Genomic DNA, 15,422 nt, shown 5'->3' on the forward strand with positions numbered 1-15,422 from the left:
ACCGACTGCAATAAGCGGGCGCAGGATTGCGTCACTTCAATCCGCGAGATTGTGTTTACTCATTCGCAAGGCGACAACCACACCCTCGCCTGACCAATCGAAAGCTATAGTGCCGCCGAGCTGTGAAGCCATGCTTCGGTGCACCATCTTGCTTCCAAAGCCTTCCAGCTTTGTGGGTGCGGCGACTGGAGGGCCGCCGCGTTCGGTCCACATAACCACAACCTCGTCTTCATGAGCATTGCACGACACGTCCAAGGTGCCACTTGGAACGGACAATGCGCCGTATTTCGCAGAATTTGTCGCCAGTTCGTGAATCACGAGGGCCAGTGCTGTGCTCGAACTCTCTCCCACATTTATCTTGGGGACCGAGACGCGAATACGAACACTAGCTCCCTTCTCGTCGTACGGTGCGAGCAGGACTGAGATGAGGTCACCGAGAAGCGTGGCCTCGGTCTTCTGACCGGGTACTCGACGAATGAGTTCCTGAGCACGGCCCAGAGCGATCAATCGACTTGTCAGCTCCTGGGCCATGTCTTCTTTTGTCTCGGTCGAGCGTGATGTGATTTGAGTAAGGGCCGTCGCGATAGTCAAAAGGTTTTTCACCCGATGGCTCATCTCGCCTGCCAGTAACTCATTTGCTTCCTCCGCTTGCTTGCGTTGGGTGACATCGAGAAAGATGCCGAACATAACTCGCTCTGCTATGTCAGCATCGTCTCCCTGGCCCCGAGCGGAAATCCAGCGAACATCGCCTGCTGATAAAATTCGAAAATCGATCTCATAGGCGCCCACTACGGCTCGCGTTGCCGAAAAAGCTGACCTGACCCTTTCGAGATCGGCGGGGTGGATATTCTTCGAGAGTATTTCGAAGGTAATTGTCCGTTCTTCTTTGGGAACATCCCAAAGCTCGTATGCGGCCTCGTCCATCGTGATCGCGTCCGTATCGACGTTCCAAGACCACAATGCGACGCCGGCGGCGCGCGTTGCGGCTCGCAGGTGCTTTTCGTGCCATACGGGCATGCTCACGTCTCGAGGAGACATCAGTCTTAGCTTTCTGCTAATTCAGGTAAGGCGTCCTCATCTTTATGTTGAGCCGGGCGACCTTGGGGAACGCAGCCATTGCTGGATATGCAAGGCGTTCTCACTCAGTCGCGCGGCCTTTAACAGAGCTTCCCGCTGGGGACCAGGAGGCGCGGCCTCTGCACGAGTGCGAGCGACACTGGCCAGTTCAGTGAGGCGTTCAGCCAGGGAAGTGGTTGGCTTTAGCATGAATGGCTCCGCGCATTCGGCAAGAGCACCAAGGCTCTCAGTCACCGATAGACGCCGTGATGGGCCTGTGTTGGAAATCACTAGGCGCCGGTTCGCTCGAAATAGATACAGAATTTCACAGCGAAGCAGGTCGTACGGGCAATGCAAACCCAAGGCATCTCCCTGCAATCGCTGATTCGGGCACTTCCGGTACGGCTGAAGTGCGATCCAGTGCCTCGAAAGATCAAGCTCCCAGTCTCGCCCCCCTTGTATGCGAAGACTAAGATGCCTGCAGCTCCCTCGCTTCGGCGACGGCGCCTCTGTGTTGATGCGCGCGTCGTCTGCGGCTGCTTCGCGGTCCTGACTGCTCAATGCAATGTCTGGGCGGCAGCTTCGTCGATGGCGGCCATGACGTCTGGCATTGCAGACTGGTGAATCATATGACCCGCTCCGGCGATGCGGTACAATTTGCTTTGCTTGACCTCTTCATGAAGCCTGACCGACTGCTTGTTGATATCGATCAGTCGGTCCTCCTCACCCCCGATGATGATCGTGGGCATCTTTAGTTCGTTATAAGTCTTCGCAGCCGCGAATGCGCCGGGGATCATCAGTGCTGCTTCTGCGGCGCTCGCACGCATCTGTCTCGGTCGGAGGGCCATTTCTCTGGGAAAGCCAGCGAACTTCTCGGGAACCGACTGCGGTCCGAATAATTTCCGCAACATCGCAGGCCACATGAAACGACCGAGGATGGGTGAGGCGGTGTAGCTGATGATATCCCCGAAACCCGGTATTGCAGGCACCAGGGAGGCCGCTGCGTCGCTTCGGGCGGTAGGGAAATAGTACCCCGACGCGAGCACCAAGGCTTCAACCAACGATGGGTGCCGAATCGCGAGCGCGACCGCGACTGACGCTCCCCATGAATGTCCAAGCACGACGGCACGGTGGACACTCAACTGACTGAGTGCCTCCTTGAACAGATTTGCCTGTGCCTCCGCAGTCCAAACGGCATTGCGGGGTCGGAGGCTGTGTCCAAAGCCAGGTCGGTCAAACACGATCACGCGGTAATTTTCAGCCGCACGATCAATCAGACCGCTCGACTCGAAATCCTGAATCATGCTGCCATTGCCATGGAAGAGAACGAGAGGCCGACCATTGCCGCGTTCCACATAGTGCAGACGAGCACCGCCAACCTCGATAAATTGCCCCTGCGGAGGATTATCGCGGTCGGCCTTCTTGGCAAGCTGCCGGTTAATGAGCGCCGCCCCGGCCATGAGGGTCGCTGCACCAGCAACGGTGGTGAGTGCGGGGTATCGCCGGACAGCGAAGACACAGTCAGATATGAAGCTGGGAAAACGAGCATGCTGAAAGGTCATTGCAGTACCTCGGCTGGGTCTGCACGATGCCTCAGGGCACATGAGAGATGTTGCAGGTGTGATAAACGGGCCCGCCTCGCCTTCGTTCCTCAGTCTACCCGGAAGGCGAACCGGTCGGGCACCAGATGGGACACTTTGGCCCACATCTGGTATTTCATTCCCGCAGCCTTACATAGAAGCGGACCTGCGTCCTGCCTGAGGGCGGCTCGGCCTCATTGCGTGGCCACTTGGACATCAGCGTTGCTGCCAGCGGAGTTGTCCTTGATCACGTTGGAAATTCAGCATACGACGACTTATCGCTTCAACGAGCCGGTAAGCCTTCTTCCACATCGCCTAATGCTTCGTCCGCGCGAAAGCCGGGATGTTCGGTTGCTAACCAGCCGAATCTCGTCGACGCATGATGCGGTCTTGACCTGGGCCAGCGATGTGTTCGGGAACGCGGTCACAACCGCAACGTTTTCCATGAAGGCTAGCAATTTGGTGATCTCCAGCGTTGCAAAACTTCAGCTCGCGTCAGTTGAATGGCCTATTTTTGACATCGCGGTCTCTGCAACATCCTACCCCTTCCTCTATTCCGATCATGATTGGGCCGATCTTGGTGCTTTGGCCACTCCGCAGTTCGCGGACGCCGAGGGGACTTTGCGAAACTGGGCACAAATGTTTGTTTGCGGAAGCCAGACTGACACATTGGCGCTGCTCAAGGACCTAAGCGTTGGGGTTTCGGAAGCGGCTCGATATCAGAGCCGTGACGAGGAAGGTACCCAAACGCCGCTGGAGACCTTGAGCCGCGGCTGGGGCTCATGCCGGGATCTGGCGGTGCTGTTCACCGAAGCGGCGCGCGCGTTGGGCTTCGGGGCGAGGATCGTTTCTGGCTATCTCTACAACCCGAACCAGCAAGGAGTGGGCTCCGGTGGAACAGGATCAACGCATGCGTGGGCGGAGATCTTCGTACCGGGAGCAGGCTGGATCACGTTTGACCCAACAAACCGCAGCTTAGGCGGCTTCAACTTGGTTCCCATCGCGGTAGCACGCGATATCCGCCAGATAACGCCTGTATCTGGCAGCTACATCGGCAGCACCAATGCCTTCGCTGGTATGTCAGTTGAGGTTCTGGTCACCTCATAGCTCGCGACCGAGCAACTTCTTCGTCGCCAGCCAATTGTATCAGAGTAGCTGAGTGCTGCTCATCGCGGCGGATGGATCGCCAAGCGTTTGCTTTTCCAGTCTCTTGAGAGCATGTGGGCACAGTGACAGCAGCCGAGCCGCTACCTTCTCCGAACATCGCACCACGACACGCCTGCTAACCTGGATTGGACCGCCGTATGATCGAGTTTCCAAATCAAAGTCGCTCCTATGACCGGACGAGACGTGCGGTGCATTTCTGGGGCTCAGACAGTGCGATCGAGGCATCATTCTTCATTGAGGAAGGCGCCTTGAGACGACTTCAATCGGGTGCCTGTCACGACGAAGCTGACTTCCTGAATGCGTTTGATCGCCATCGTGATGTGATCTGCGCCACAGCCGCAAAGGTTTATGTGCGCGGCAGCAGGGGCTCTTATGATCTTGTCGCCAGTCAATTCTCAAAAGGGCGGCCCGATGAACGATAAACCCGATTCGCTTTTCGCCCACGATTCCGCGAGTTGAATGGATGGGCAACTTCAAGATCACACTCGCACGCATTGAGATGATTTCGCCGAATGAGCGAGGTGAGGATATGGGTTTGACGTTTCGATTTGAGCGCGATCAAACCATTTTTACCCTACCGATCCTCCTCGACTCCCGTGAATTTGACGACACGGAAATGGTTAAGGTCGCCCGGAGCAAGCTACACGACGCTTTTCAGCAGCTCTTCAGTCAATGCGAGGATTGGCAATTGTCGGATGACGAGCGCCGCGAGCTCGCAAGGCTCAACGTGCGGTCGGAAACGCCGGTCCAATGAGCCCACTGACGTTTCCATGTGCTTCCTACATCGAAATATCTTCGTTGATGTGTGATGAGAAGTTAGGACTTCGTTCAGGCTGCTGGTCGGACTATGGCGGCGGCCTCACCATCGAATACACGGGCCAGGCCTCCCTTTAGCCCCACGGTTTACAAGTTAATTCCAATAGAGCAGCGGGCCTCCTCCGCCGACCGCGTCGTCAACGGTCGAAGATCCGCTTCGGGTTACAAGCGGCCCATCACGACTAAACAGCGCGGCCCGCTGTAAGCTCCCAAACCGACGAAAGCGACCAGTCGCCCCTGCTACGCCGTCCGCAACACCGGCGCCGGCGGCTGCGACGGCCGGATCAGCGCGAACGCGACCTGCACGATGCCGCCGGCAAGGCCGAGCGCGACGCCGATGCGCCAAGCCATGGTGTAGGAGCCGAGCGCATCGTAGAGCACCCCTCCCCCATAGGCACCGAGGAAGCTGCCGATCTGGTGGCTCATGAAGGCGAGACCCTGGATCATCGCCTGCCAGCGCAGGCCGAACATCTCGGCGACCGCGCCCGCGACCAGCGGGCCGACGCCCATCCACAAAAAGCCCATGATCGCGCCGAACAGCAGCGTCGAGAACGGCGTCGCCGGCAGCGTGAAGTACCAGGCGAGCGCCAGCGAGCGCAGGATGTAGATGCCGCCGAGCAGTGCCAGCTTGTTCCAGCGCTGGCCGGCCCAGCCGAAGAACAGCGAGCCCAGCACGTTGAAGCCGCCGATCATACCGAGCGTCTGCGCGCTTAGCATCGGATCGAGGCCGCAGATCGCCAGATACGACGGCAGGTGCGTGGTGAGGAACACGAGCTGCATGCCGCAGACGAGATAGGCACAGGTCATCACCACGAAGGACGCATTGCCGAATGCGGTCCTCGCCGCCGTCGCGGCCGTGGCATCCCCGATATCGTCGGCCGCCGGTTTCGGCAGCGGGATCCTGTCGATACGGCCGGCATACCAGGCGGCGGGGATCATCAGCACCGACATGACGACGAAGCCGGCAAGCCCGATGCGCCAGCCGAAACCCTCGTTGAGCATCTGCCCGATCGGCGCCGACAAGAGCGCGCCGAGCGAGCCCGCGCCGGAGACGATGCCGAGCACGGTGGAGCGCACCGTTTCCGGCACCGCGCGCGCCGCCACCGACATCGCGATCGCCGCCGCGGTGCAGGCGAGCGACGTCCCGATCAGCACGCCCGCTCCGATCATGATGCTGACGAGCCCGTTCGCGGTTGCCATCAGCGCGAGCCCCGCAATGTACATCAGCGCGCCCGCGATCATGATCGGACGGAAGCCGTAGCGCACGGTGAGCGCGCCGACGGGCGGCTGGAGAAAGCCCCAGGCGAGGTTCTGCACGGCCAGCGCCAGCGTGAAATCCGAGATCGAAATGTGGATGTCGTGCGTCAGCGGCTGCATGAAGATGCCGAGGCTCTGCCGCAGTCCCATGCTCAACGTCAGCATGATCGAGGCGCCGATCAGGATCGGCAATGTCGGACGCAGGACCTGCAGCAGGGGCATTTCTTCTCCCTCATGGACACGGCGCAAATGCCGCCGTCTGCTTTTGCCGTTGATTTTGGTTACACAGACCTGTTTACTTAGGCTATGGATGTCAGATGCTGTCAAGCGAACAGGACGTCTGCCGCCGCATGGCTCCCCCGCCCAAACAACAGACGATGAAAGAGCGGATCCTCGAGACCGCCGACAAGCTGTTCTATCTGCAAGGCATTCGCGCCATCGGCGTCGACACCATCGCGGCCGAGATCGGCATCTCCAAACGCACGCTCTACAACCACTTCCCCTCCAAGGACGCGCTGATCGCAGCCTATCTCGCGCGTCGCTTCGTCGCTCAGCGCCCGTCCGACAAGCCGCCGGCCGAGCAGATTCTCGCGACGTTCGATTCGCTGGAGCGGCGGTTTGCGGCGAAGGATTTTCGCGGCTGCCCGTTCGTCAATGCAGTCGCCGAGCTGGGACCTGCGGACCGCGCCGTGAAGAAGATCGCCATCGCCTTCAAGGAAAGCCGCCGCATCTGGTTTCGCGAGCGGTTGACCGAGCTCGGCGTTGCCGATGCGGATGCGCTCGCCACCCAACTCGTGCTGCTGGTCGACGGCGCCATCGCCCAGGACCTCGTGCGCGACGATCCGGCGATGGCGCGCGCCGCGAAGGAAGCGGCAAAGGTGCTGCTGCGCAATGCGGGCGTGGATGTGGGCGACGATGCGAAGCCGGCGACGTCAGGCAAGCGCACACCGCACTGAACACTGTTGCCGCAGTATTCGGTGTCATCACCCGCGAAGGCGGGTGATCCAGTATTCCAGAGACAGTGAGGCTAGAACCGAGAAGCTGCGGCGTACCGGATTCCCCGCTTTCGCGGGGAATGACAGCGGAGTTTGCAGGGCCGTCTCGATGCTACCAACATGCTCCTGTTTTGCCCGACAAGTCAAACGGGCCCGCGACCCGCGCAGGCGATTCTTGCCACCCGCGTAAGTCCTTGATCCGACTGGCGCCGGCTACTGTGCATGGGGTTGTTTTCGCAGTTTTGTGCGAGCAGCCTCACGCCGCCTGCGACACCACGCGATTGCGGCCGTCGTGCTTGGCGCGATACAGCGCTGTGTCGGCGCGCTTGAGGACGTCGGCAACCGCCTCGCCCTTCCGCTCCAGCGTGGTGAGCCCGATCGAGATCGTGACCTCGATCCGCTTGGTGCCCTTGTGGATCGCGAACGGCTCGCCCGCGATCGAGCGGCGCAGGCGCTCGGCGACCATGCCGGCGACGTGAAGATCGGTCTCCGGCATCACGATGACGAACTCCTCGCCGCCGTAGCGGCAGGCGAGATCGATGCCGCGGATCGACTTGCGCACCCGCACCGCGAACTCGCGCAGCACGTCGTCGCCGGCGTCGTGGCCGTAATTGTCGTTGATCGACTTGAAGTAGTCGATGTCGAGGATCATCAGCGCCAGCGGCTTGCCGCGGAGCGAGGCCTGCTCGGCGAGGGTCGCGAGATGGCTCTCCATGTAGCGGCGATTGTGCAGGCCGGTGAGCGCGTCGGTGATCGCCATCTCGATCGAGTTCTGCACGTTGTCGCGCAGATGATCGGTGTAGCGGCGGCGGCGGATCTGGGTGCGGGCGCGGGCCAGCAGCTCGGTCTTGTCGATCGGACGCAGCAGGTAGTCGTTGACGCCGATCTCGAGGCCGCGGAGCAGCCGCGTCGAGTTCTCGGGGTCCGCAATGGCCAGGATCGGCACATGCCGCGTGCGCTCCAGCGAGCGCGCCTGGCTGCACAGCCTGAGGCCATCGAAATTGTTGAGGTCGAGCGAGACGATCAGGAGGTCGTAATTGCCCTCGGCGGCGTGGAACAGCGCCTCCGTCGGGTTCGACTCGACGTCGACGGTGTGCTCGGCGGCGAGGATCGTCGCCAGCCGCTCGTAGGAGGACTCGCGGTCGTCGACCAGCAGGATGCGGCCGCCCTTGCCGGTGTCGGCCACGGCGCTGCGCTCGGGCGCTTGCATGCCGATCTCGAGCGAGGTGATGGCGCGCATGCGCAGCTCGTCGGTCATCATCTTCAGCCGGGTCAGCGAGCGCACGCGCGCGATCAGCACGACGTCGGAGACGGGCTTGGTGAGGAAGTCGTCGGCACCGGCTTCCAGGCCGCGGTTGCGGTCCGCCGGGCTGTCGAGCGCGGTGACCATCACGACCGGAATGTGGTGCGTGGCGGGATCGGTCTTGAGGCGGCGGCAGACTTCGAAGCCGTCCATGTCAGGCATCATCACGTCGAGCAGGATGATGTCGCATTCGGCGCGGCGACTGATCGCCAGCGCCTCGGTGCCGTTCGAGGCGGTCATGACGTCGAAATATTCGGCGGACAGTCGGGCTTCGAGGAGTTTGACGTTGGCGGGAACGTCATCGACAACCAGGATACGCGCGGACACTTTGAACTCACTTCCTATCCGATAAAACGCCGGACCGTCTCAATGAATTTGCCGACCGAGATCGGCTTGGACAAATAGGCCTCGCAGCCGCCCTCGCGGATGCGCTCTTCGTCGCCCTTCATCGCGAATGCCGTGACCGCGACGATGGGAATGCTGCGCAGCTCCGGATCGTCCTTGATCCAGCGCGTCACCTCGAGCCCGGAGACCTGCGGCAACTGGATATCCATCAGCACGAGGTCGGGCCGCATCTTGCGAACGAGATCGAGCGCCTCGTAACCGTTGCTGGTGCCCGAAGTCTGATAGCCATGCGCCTCCAACAGGTCGCGGAAGAGCTTCATGTTGAGCTCGTTGTCTTCCACGATCAGGACGGTCTTAGCCATCCCGCCCTCCTGATTGGCACGAAGCCGGATACATGTGACGCCTCAGGCGCCGCTTCCCGGCGCTTCGAAAACTGGATTCAAACTAGCCTCAGATTCGCTCTAGTTTCGTTAAAGCCGAGGGGCCACTTTCTGCGATGTGGTTTCCAGTTGCTTGCCCCGGGTCGCAAGACTCAGGCACGAGACTCGGGCATGATGCAAAGTAGACACCGAAAGTTAACGGAAAGGCAAACCGGGCCCGTGAAAAAGCCTGTTCACAACCCCCGCGAAGTCGCTGAAATCGTTGCGATTCAGGCGCTGTCCTTCGTCGCGAGCGAGCCCGAGCGGCTGGGCCTGTTCCTGGCCGAGACAGGTGTGGGCCCGGAGACCCTCCGGAACGCCGCCTCGGACCCGAATTTCCTCCTTAACGTGCTGGATTTCGTGCTGCGCGATGACGCCACCGTGAAGGCCTTCGCGAGCGCCTCGGAGCTGCATCCGACCAACGTTGCCGCAGCGCGGCAGGTCCTCGGGGACGCGCTCGGCGACCGCTCCTGGGAGCGCGACGTGCCGTGACCGCCCCCGACCCGGCCGGGCCCCGCTGCTTCTGCCGGGATTGTCTGGCCGATCTGGATATGGGGGCGCGGCGCTGCTCGGCCTGCGGTTCCCCTCGCCTCGTCCGCCACCGCGCGCTGGCTGGCCTGACCATCGCTCATATCGACTGCGACGCGTTCTACGCGACGGTCGAGAAGCGCGACAATCCTGACATCTCCGACAAGCCCGTCATCATCGGCGGCGGAAAACGCGGCGTGGTGTCGGCCGCCTGCTACATCGCACGCACCTATGGTGTGCGCTCAGCGATGCCGATGTTCAAGGCGCTCGAGGCCTGCCCGCATGCGACCGTGATCCGGCCGGACATGGCCAAATATGTCCGCGTCGGCCGCGAGGTACGCCAGGCCATGCAAGCACTGACGCCGCTGGTCGAGCCGCTCTCGATCGACGAAGCCTTCCTCGATCTCTCCGGCACCGAACGAGTGCACGGCATGATCCCGGCAAAGGTGCTGGCGCGCTTTGCCCGCGACGTCGAGCGCGACATCGGCATCACCGTCTCGGTCGGCCTGTCCTGCAACAAGTTCCTGGCCAAGATCGCCTCCGACCTCGACAAGCCCCGCGGCTTTGCCGCGCTCGACCAGGAGGAAGCCCGATTGATGCTGGCGGAAAAACCGGTCGGCTTCATCTTCGGCGTGGGGCCAGCGACGCAGGAGCGCCTCGTGCAGCGCGGCTTCCGCATCATCGCCGACCTGCAGAAGGCCGACGAGATCGAGATGATGCGACAGCTTCCGAGTGACGGCCGCCGGCTGTGGCGGCTCGCGCGCGGCATCGACGACCGCCGCGTCGAGCCCGACCGCGGCGCCAAGACGATATCGAGCGAAACCACCTTCGAGACCGACATCCGCGACTTCGCGACGCTGGAGAAGATTTTGTGGCGGCTGTGCGAGAAGACATCGTCCCGCCTCAAGAGCAGCGAGCTCGCCGGCTCGACCGTCACGCTGAAGCTGAAGACCGCCGACTTCCGCCAGCGCACCCGCTCGCAGTCCATTGCGGCCCCGACCCAGCTCGCCGCAAAGATCTTCTCGATCTGCCGCGAGATGCTGGCCAAGGAGATCGACGGCACCGCCTTCCGTCTGATGGGCGCCGGCGTCAGCGCTCTGCGCGAGGGCTCGCCCGCCGACGACACCGACATGCTCGACCGCCGCGCCGCGCATGCCGAGCGCGCGGTGGACAGCCTGCGCAAGAAATTCGGCAGCGCCGCGGTGATCCGCGGCATTGCGTATGAAGGGCCGGAGAAGGCGCAGGAGTGATGACGGGTGAACGCGATCTCGACGCGCTGCTGAGTAACATGAAGCCGGAGATCCTGGACGGCATCTTCGTGTTTTGCACGCTTGCGCCGAACGTGAGCATTCCAGCCACCATCAGCCCGATGCTGACGTTCCGCGAACGCGAAGGAACAACGCTGGTGATGCTGCACGAGCAGGCCGAGCGTGCCGGACTACGCCATGAATTTCCCTCGCGCCTGATCACCTTGACAGTTCGCTCCGCGCTTGATGCGGTGGGCTTTCTGGCGGCAATCACGGCGCGTCTGGCCGAAGCCGGCATCAGCGTGAACGCCGTGTCGGCCTTCCACCACGACCATCTCTTCGTACCCGCCGACAGAGCCGACGAGGCGATGGCTGTTCTGCGGGAGATGTCCAAGGCGACGCACTCGTCGCCCAGATAGAGCGCAGCGAAATCAATCCGTGACCGCGATCGCCTCGATCTCGATCAGCCATTCCGGCGCGGCGAGCGCGGAAACGCCGACGAGCGTCGAGGCCGGCGGCTCCATGCCTTCGAAGAAGGCGGAGCGGGCCTTGCCAATGATCGGGCGCAGCTCCGGCTTGTAGTTCACGACGAAAGTCGTGATCTTGACGATGTTGGCGTAGGTCGCCCCCGCCGCTTTGAGCGCGTGGCCGAGATTCTGCATCACCTGCGTCGTCTGCGCGGCGATGTCGCCCTCGCCGACGATCCGTCCCTCCTCATCCACCGACACTTGGCCGGAGATGTAGATGGTGCGCGCACCGGAAGCAGTGACGACGTGGGAATAGGCCGGGTTGTGATGCAGGCCGCTGGGGCGGAGATGGTCGAGCTTGGGCATGGTGCTTGCCTCCCGGAGTTTGTGGTTGGGAGGAAGCGTAGCGGGAGACGGTGTCGAGGGCTAGATGCAACGAATCCTCAATTGCAGGGCTTGGTGTCCTTGACGTCGAACTTGCCCATCGCGCCGGAGATCACGAAATCGTTGTAGTCGAGCACGAGCTGGCGCGAGACGCCGTTCTCATAGAGTTCGAAGGACATCGCATAGACCGGCGTCTGCTCGCCTTCTTTCTGCTGGGCGTCGCGATCGAAATAGCTGACGGTGACGGGCCAGCGCTTCAGCGACTTCATGTGTTCGTCCGATGTCGACGGATCGGACGCGGTGGAGCGGTCGGCGGGGATCGGCTGGCCGATCACGGTCAGCGTGTTGTAGACCTTCTGGCCGTCGTCGGAGCCGTCATAGACGGAGAGCTCGAGCAGCGACTTGCCTTCTTTCGCGGCGGCGATAATGCGCTGGATCTGCTCGGTCGGAAACACGACCTTGCCGTCGAGCGTAAAGCTCTTCGGCGCCGGTAGCTTCAGCTTGACGTTGATATGGTCGCCGTCGCGCTCGGCCGAGCCGTCGACCCGGCCGGCATCCGCCTCGTTCATGCGCGTCTCGATCTTGAAGCGGTAGCTCTTGCCCGCGCCGTCCTCCCATGAATTGGAGCGGAGGTCGCTGAGCGTGATCTTGCCCTCGCCGCTGTCGAGCTCGGAGACCTGGCGGAATTCCGAGGTATAGCCCTCGCAGGCGTTCCCCGTGAAATTGTAGAGGATGCGGCCGCGGGCGCTGTTGACCGAATTGGAGCGCGATTTGACCAGGCTGAGGTCATAGAGCGCCTGATGCGCGAGGAACGGACCGTTGGCGGCCAGCGCCCCGCCGCCGGGGCCAAAAGCGGCCGCCGCGAGCGCCATCACACCGAGCGAAGTCCGGAAAAGGTGCATCATATCTGTTCCCTGAGGAAAGCGCAGATTCGACATTTTAATGACCGTTCCATTGCGTCGCAACTGAGGCGGCTTCACGCAAAGTTACCCCTTCGCGTTGGTCTGCCTCAACAATATGCGCCCCCTTCCGGTTGCTTGCATGTGACGGCACGATAGGCGAAACAGGGCGCGCCCGGCCTTCAAACGGACGCGCCGGGGCGAATGAGTTTGGACAACGAGGTCGGACATGGCGGGCACGGTCGAGCAGAAACTGGCGGAACAGGGCATCAAGCTGCACGAGGCCCCCACTCCCGTCGCCAACTACGTCCCGTTCGTGCGCACCGGCAATCTGCTGTTCGTCTCCGGCCAGGTCTGCTTCGACCCCGCCGGCAAGCTGATCGCCAAGGGCAAGCTCGGCGCTGGCGTCTCCATCGAGGAGGGTGCGGCGGCCGCGCGCGGCTGCGCGGTGAACCTGCTGGCCCAGGTCAAAGCGGCGCTCGGCGATCTCGACAAGGTCGTGCGGGTGGTGCGCCTCGGCGGCTTCATCAACTCGGCGCCGGACTTCCTCGACGGGCCGAAGGTGCTCAACGGCGCCTCCGACCTGATGGTCGCCGCCTTCGGTGACAAGGGCCGCCATGCCCGGACCACCGTCGGGGTCGCCTCGTTGCCCGCCGATGCGGCGGTCGAGGTCGACGGCGTGTTCGAGGTCGCCTGACACGAATGCGTGCTCCGGATTGGCTGACAGCCCGGCCGGTCGCCCATCGCGGCCTGCATGACATTTCGCGCGGCATCGTCGAGAACATGCCGGGCGCGGTGCAGGCTGCGATTGCGGGCAATTTTTCCATCGAGGTCGACATCCAGCTCTCGTCCGACGGCGAAGCCATGGTGCATCACGATCACGCGCTGGGCCGCCTCACCGAGGCCACCGGGGACGTCATCTCGAAGACCGCGGCGGAGCTGAGGGCGGTCAAGTTCAGGGATACCGCCGAGCGGATGATGTCGCTCAGCGACCTCTGCGCCATGGTCGCCGGCCGGGTACCGCTGGTGATCGAGGTGAAGAGCCATTTTGGCGGCGACCGCAAGCTGGTGAAGCGGATGGCTGAAGTCTTGGCGTCCTATGACGGCCCGGCGGTCGGCATGTCGTTCGATCCCGACCAGGTGCTGGCGCTGCGCCAATTGCTGCCCTCCCGTCCGCGCGGCATCGTCGCGCAACGGACCTATGAGGACGAGTACTGGGCCAAGCTCACCCGGGAGCAGCGCGACAGCATGCTGTACCTTCGCCATGGCTTCCGGACCCAGCCCCACTTCGTCGCGTTCAAGGTCGATCACCTTCCGGCCCCCGCCCCCTGGATCGCGCGCAACGTCTTCGGCTGCGCCCTGCTCGGCTGGACCGTCCGCACCCCGGAGCAGCGGACGCGGGTCGGCCAGTATGCGGATCAGATGATCTTCGAGGGGTTCGTACCGTAAAGGGACCGCCGCTGCACGGCGCCGGCTCTCGTGTCCCGGACGCGCTGCAACGCGTAGCGTTGCTGCGCAGAGCCGGGACCCAGCAGGCGGCACGCTGAGCGGAGAGATGGGCCCCGGCCCTGCATCGCACCGCTGCGCGCTGCGATGCATCCGGGGCACGAGAGAGCTCAATTCCCACCCCTTGAAGTCGCTGCTGCAATGCACGATCTTGGGCGCAATGGCATCATCCGACATTACGCTCGAGGCCGTACCGTCCATTGGCGAAATCTCGCCCGAGGATTGGGACGCTTGCGCCAATCCGGGCGGCAAGTGCGAGGGGCATCGTGCGGGAACCTCATCCGCCCCTCCAGGCGATTCCCTTGGGCTCTCAAGACCTGCCTATAACCCGTTCGTTTCGCACGCATTTCTATCCGCCCTCGAGAAATCGGGTTCGGCGACCATCCGCACCGGCTGGGGTCCGCGGCATCTCGTGGCCAAGGTCGATGGCCGCGTCGCCGGCGTCGTCCCCTGCTATCTGAAATCGCACAGCCAGGGCGAATACGTCTTCGACCGCGGCTGGGCGGACGCTTATGAGCGCGCCGGCGGGCGCTACTACCCGAAGCTTCAGGTCTCGGTTCCCTTCACGCCGGCGACGGGGCCGCGGCTGCTGGTCCGGGACGGCGTCGACCGTGCGCAGATCACCGACGCCCTGGCGAGCGGACTGGTGGCGCTGTGCGGAGTCAGCAAGGCGTCCTCAGTCCACGTCACCTTCGCGCGGGAGACGGAATGGAAGCTGCTCGCCGAGCACGGCTTCCTCCAGCGCACCGACCAGCAATTCCACTGGCATAACGAGGGCTTTGCGAGTTTCGACGACTTCCTGGCGACGCTGAACTCCCGCCACCGCAAATCGATCAAGCGCGAGCGGCGCGACGCGCTCGCGGCCGGCATTACCATCCACGGGCTCACGGGCAAGGACATCACTGAGGATGCCTGGGACGCCTTCTTCGAATTCTACATGGAGACCGGCTCGCGCAAATGGGGCCGGCCTTACCTGACGCGCGAGTTCTTCTCGCTGATCGGCGAGACCATGAGCGAGGACGTGCTGCTGGTGATGGCCCGCCGCAACGGCCGCTGGATCGCGGGTGCGATCAACTTCATCGGCTCGGACACGCTGTTCGGCCGCAACTGGGGCGCGGTCGAGCATCATCCGTTCCTGCATTTCGAGGTCTGCTACTATCAGGCGATCGACTTCGCGATCAGACACGGCCTGAAGCAGGTCGAGGCCGGTGCGCAGGGCGAGCACAAGATCGCGCGCGGCTACCTGCCTCGCACCACCCACTCCGCCCACTTCATCGCCGATCCCGGCCTGCGCCGCGCCATCGACGATTACCTCAAGCGCGAGCGCGCCTATGTCGCCGAAGCTGGACGGGAGCTCGCCGAACTCGGCCCATTCCGCAAAGGCGCCGATGAGGCGTCTTGACGCCTCGCCGTTGCTGGTGACAGTAAGCGCAAAATCTCGAGGAGCCGCCGA

At 62.8% G+C, this 15,422-nt stretch carries 17 protein-coding genes; 10 read left to right on the top strand and 7 right to left on the bottom strand.

The annotated features are described in order from the left end of the window. Positions 1-36: 36 nt before the first annotated feature. Both ACSHT2_RS05680 and ACSHT2_RS05685 read right to left on the bottom strand, forming a co-directional pair. The gene (locus ACSHT2_RS05680; RefSeq protein WP_440640731.1) at positions 37-1,017 is read right to left on the bottom strand and encodes a sensor histidine kinase; all 981 of its coding nucleotides are present in this window, start codon (positions 1,015-1,017) and stop codon (positions 37-39) included. 596 nt (positions 1,018-1,613) lie between these two features. Next, complete coding sequence (locus ACSHT2_RS05685; protein WP_440640732.1) at positions 1,614-2,618, bottom strand: alpha/beta fold hydrolase; 1,005 nt, start codon at positions 2,616-2,618, stop codon at positions 1,614-1,616. Between the two features lie 261 nt (positions 2,619-2,879). On the opposite strand from ACSHT2_RS05685, the gene ACSHT2_RS05690 reads away from it, so the two are divergent. The 3 genes from ACSHT2_RS05690 (at position 2,880) to ACSHT2_RS05700 (ending at position 4,557) form a co-directional block, all read left to right on the top strand. Further along, complete coding sequence (locus ACSHT2_RS05690) at positions 2,880-3,743, top strand: transglutaminase family protein (protein WP_440640733.1); 864 nt, start codon at positions 2,880-2,882, stop codon at positions 3,741-3,743. 197 nt (positions 3,744-3,940) lie between these two features. Further along, positions 3,941-4,225: a DUF1488 domain-containing protein gene (locus ACSHT2_RS05695; RefSeq protein ID WP_440640734.1), complete on the top strand. Its 285-nt coding sequence runs from the start codon at positions 3,941-3,943 to the stop codon at positions 4,223-4,225. 41 nt (positions 4,226-4,266) lie between these two features. After that, positions 4,267-4,557 carry a hypothetical protein gene (locus tag ACSHT2_RS05700; RefSeq protein ID WP_440640735.1) on the top strand — a complete coding sequence of 97 codons (291 nt, stop codon included), beginning with the start codon at positions 4,267-4,269 and terminating at the stop codon, positions 4,555-4,557. Between the two features lie 302 nt (positions 4,558-4,859). On the opposite strand, the gene ACSHT2_RS05705 is transcribed toward ACSHT2_RS05700, so the two are convergent. Then, entirely contained in the window at positions 4,860-6,098 is a 1,239-nt protein-coding gene (locus tag ACSHT2_RS05705; RefSeq protein WP_440640736.1) for an MFS transporter, read from the bottom strand. Positions 6,099-6,226: 128 nt separating this feature from the next. On the opposite strand from ACSHT2_RS05705, the gene ACSHT2_RS05710 reads away from it, so the two are divergent. Then, positions 6,227-6,832, top strand: a complete 606-nt coding sequence (locus ACSHT2_RS05710; RefSeq protein WP_440642773.1) for a TetR/AcrR family transcriptional regulator — start codon at positions 6,227-6,229, stop codon at positions 6,830-6,832. 295 nt (positions 6,833-7,127) lie between these two features. Here ACSHT2_RS05710 and ACSHT2_RS05715 read toward each other — a convergent pair whose 3' ends face one another. Both ACSHT2_RS05715 and ACSHT2_RS05720 read right to left on the bottom strand, forming a co-directional pair. Next, entirely contained in the window at positions 7,128-8,501 is a 1,374-nt protein-coding gene (locus ACSHT2_RS05715; RefSeq protein WP_440640737.1) for a PleD family two-component system response regulator, read from the bottom strand. Positions 8,502-8,515: 14 nt separating this feature from the next. After that, positions 8,516-8,881 carry a response regulator gene (locus ACSHT2_RS05720; protein WP_124157917.1) on the bottom strand — a complete coding sequence of 122 codons (366 nt, stop codon included), beginning with the start codon at positions 8,879-8,881 and terminating at the stop codon, positions 8,516-8,518. Positions 8,882-9,118: 237 nt separating this feature from the next. On the opposite strand from ACSHT2_RS05720, the gene ACSHT2_RS05725 reads away from it, so the two are divergent. From ACSHT2_RS05725 to ACSHT2_RS05735, 3 genes are read left to right on the top strand one after another with little or no spacing between them, the layout of a single operon-like run. Continuing rightward, positions 9,119-9,430, top strand: a complete 312-nt coding sequence (locus ACSHT2_RS05725; RefSeq protein ID WP_028177874.1) for a DUF3572 domain-containing protein — start codon at positions 9,119-9,121, stop codon at positions 9,428-9,430. Then, positions 9,427-10,716, top strand: a complete 1,290-nt coding sequence (locus ACSHT2_RS05730) for a DNA polymerase IV (RefSeq protein ID WP_440640738.1) — start codon at positions 9,427-9,429, stop codon at positions 10,714-10,716. The genes ACSHT2_RS05725 and ACSHT2_RS05730 overlap by 4 nt, the downstream gene beginning before the upstream one ends. Beyond that, on the top strand, positions 10,716-11,132 hold the full coding sequence (locus ACSHT2_RS05735; RefSeq protein ID WP_440640739.1) for an ACT domain-containing protein: 417 nt from the start codon (positions 10,716-10,718) through the stop codon (positions 11,130-11,132). Before ACSHT2_RS05730 ends, ACSHT2_RS05735 begins: the two co-directional genes overlap by 1 nt. A gap of 12 nt (positions 11,133-11,144) precedes the next feature. Here the strand turns inward: ACSHT2_RS05735 and ACSHT2_RS05740 are convergent, their stop codons facing one another. After that, complete coding sequence (locus tag ACSHT2_RS05740; RefSeq protein WP_131867974.1) at positions 11,145-11,546, bottom strand: RidA family protein; 402 nt, start codon at positions 11,544-11,546, stop codon at positions 11,145-11,147. Between the two features lie 77 nt (positions 11,547-11,623). After that, positions 11,624-12,469, bottom strand: coding sequence for a cell envelope integrity EipB family protein (locus ACSHT2_RS05745; RefSeq protein ID WP_440640740.1), 846 nt, complete (start codon positions 12,467-12,469; stop codon positions 11,624-11,626). A 223-nt stretch (positions 12,470-12,692) separates the two neighbouring features. Between ACSHT2_RS05745 and ACSHT2_RS05750 the strand changes: the two genes are divergently transcribed. From ACSHT2_RS05750 to ACSHT2_RS05760, 3 genes are all read left to right on the top strand, one after another. Continuing rightward, positions 12,693-13,160 (top strand): RidA family protein, encoded by a 468-nt coding sequence (locus tag ACSHT2_RS05750; RefSeq protein ID WP_061021329.1) that lies wholly within the window; start codon positions 12,693-12,695, stop codon positions 13,158-13,160. A gap of 5 nt (positions 13,161-13,165) precedes the next feature. Then, positions 13,166-13,912, top strand: coding sequence for a glycerophosphodiester phosphodiesterase (locus ACSHT2_RS05755; RefSeq protein ID WP_440640741.1), 747 nt, complete (start codon positions 13,166-13,168; stop codon positions 13,910-13,912). 217 nt (positions 13,913-14,129) lie between these two features. Further along, a complete protein-coding gene (locus tag ACSHT2_RS05760) occupies positions 14,130-15,371 on the top strand; it encodes a GNAT family N-acetyltransferase (protein ID WP_440640742.1) in 1,242 nt (413 codons plus the stop codon). Positions 15,372-15,422: the final 51 nt, after the last annotated feature.

This window comes from Bradyrhizobium sp. PUT101 (assembly GCF_052043945.1).
Taxonomy (GTDB): domain Bacteria; phylum Pseudomonadota; class Alphaproteobacteria; order Rhizobiales; family Xanthobacteraceae; genus Bradyrhizobium.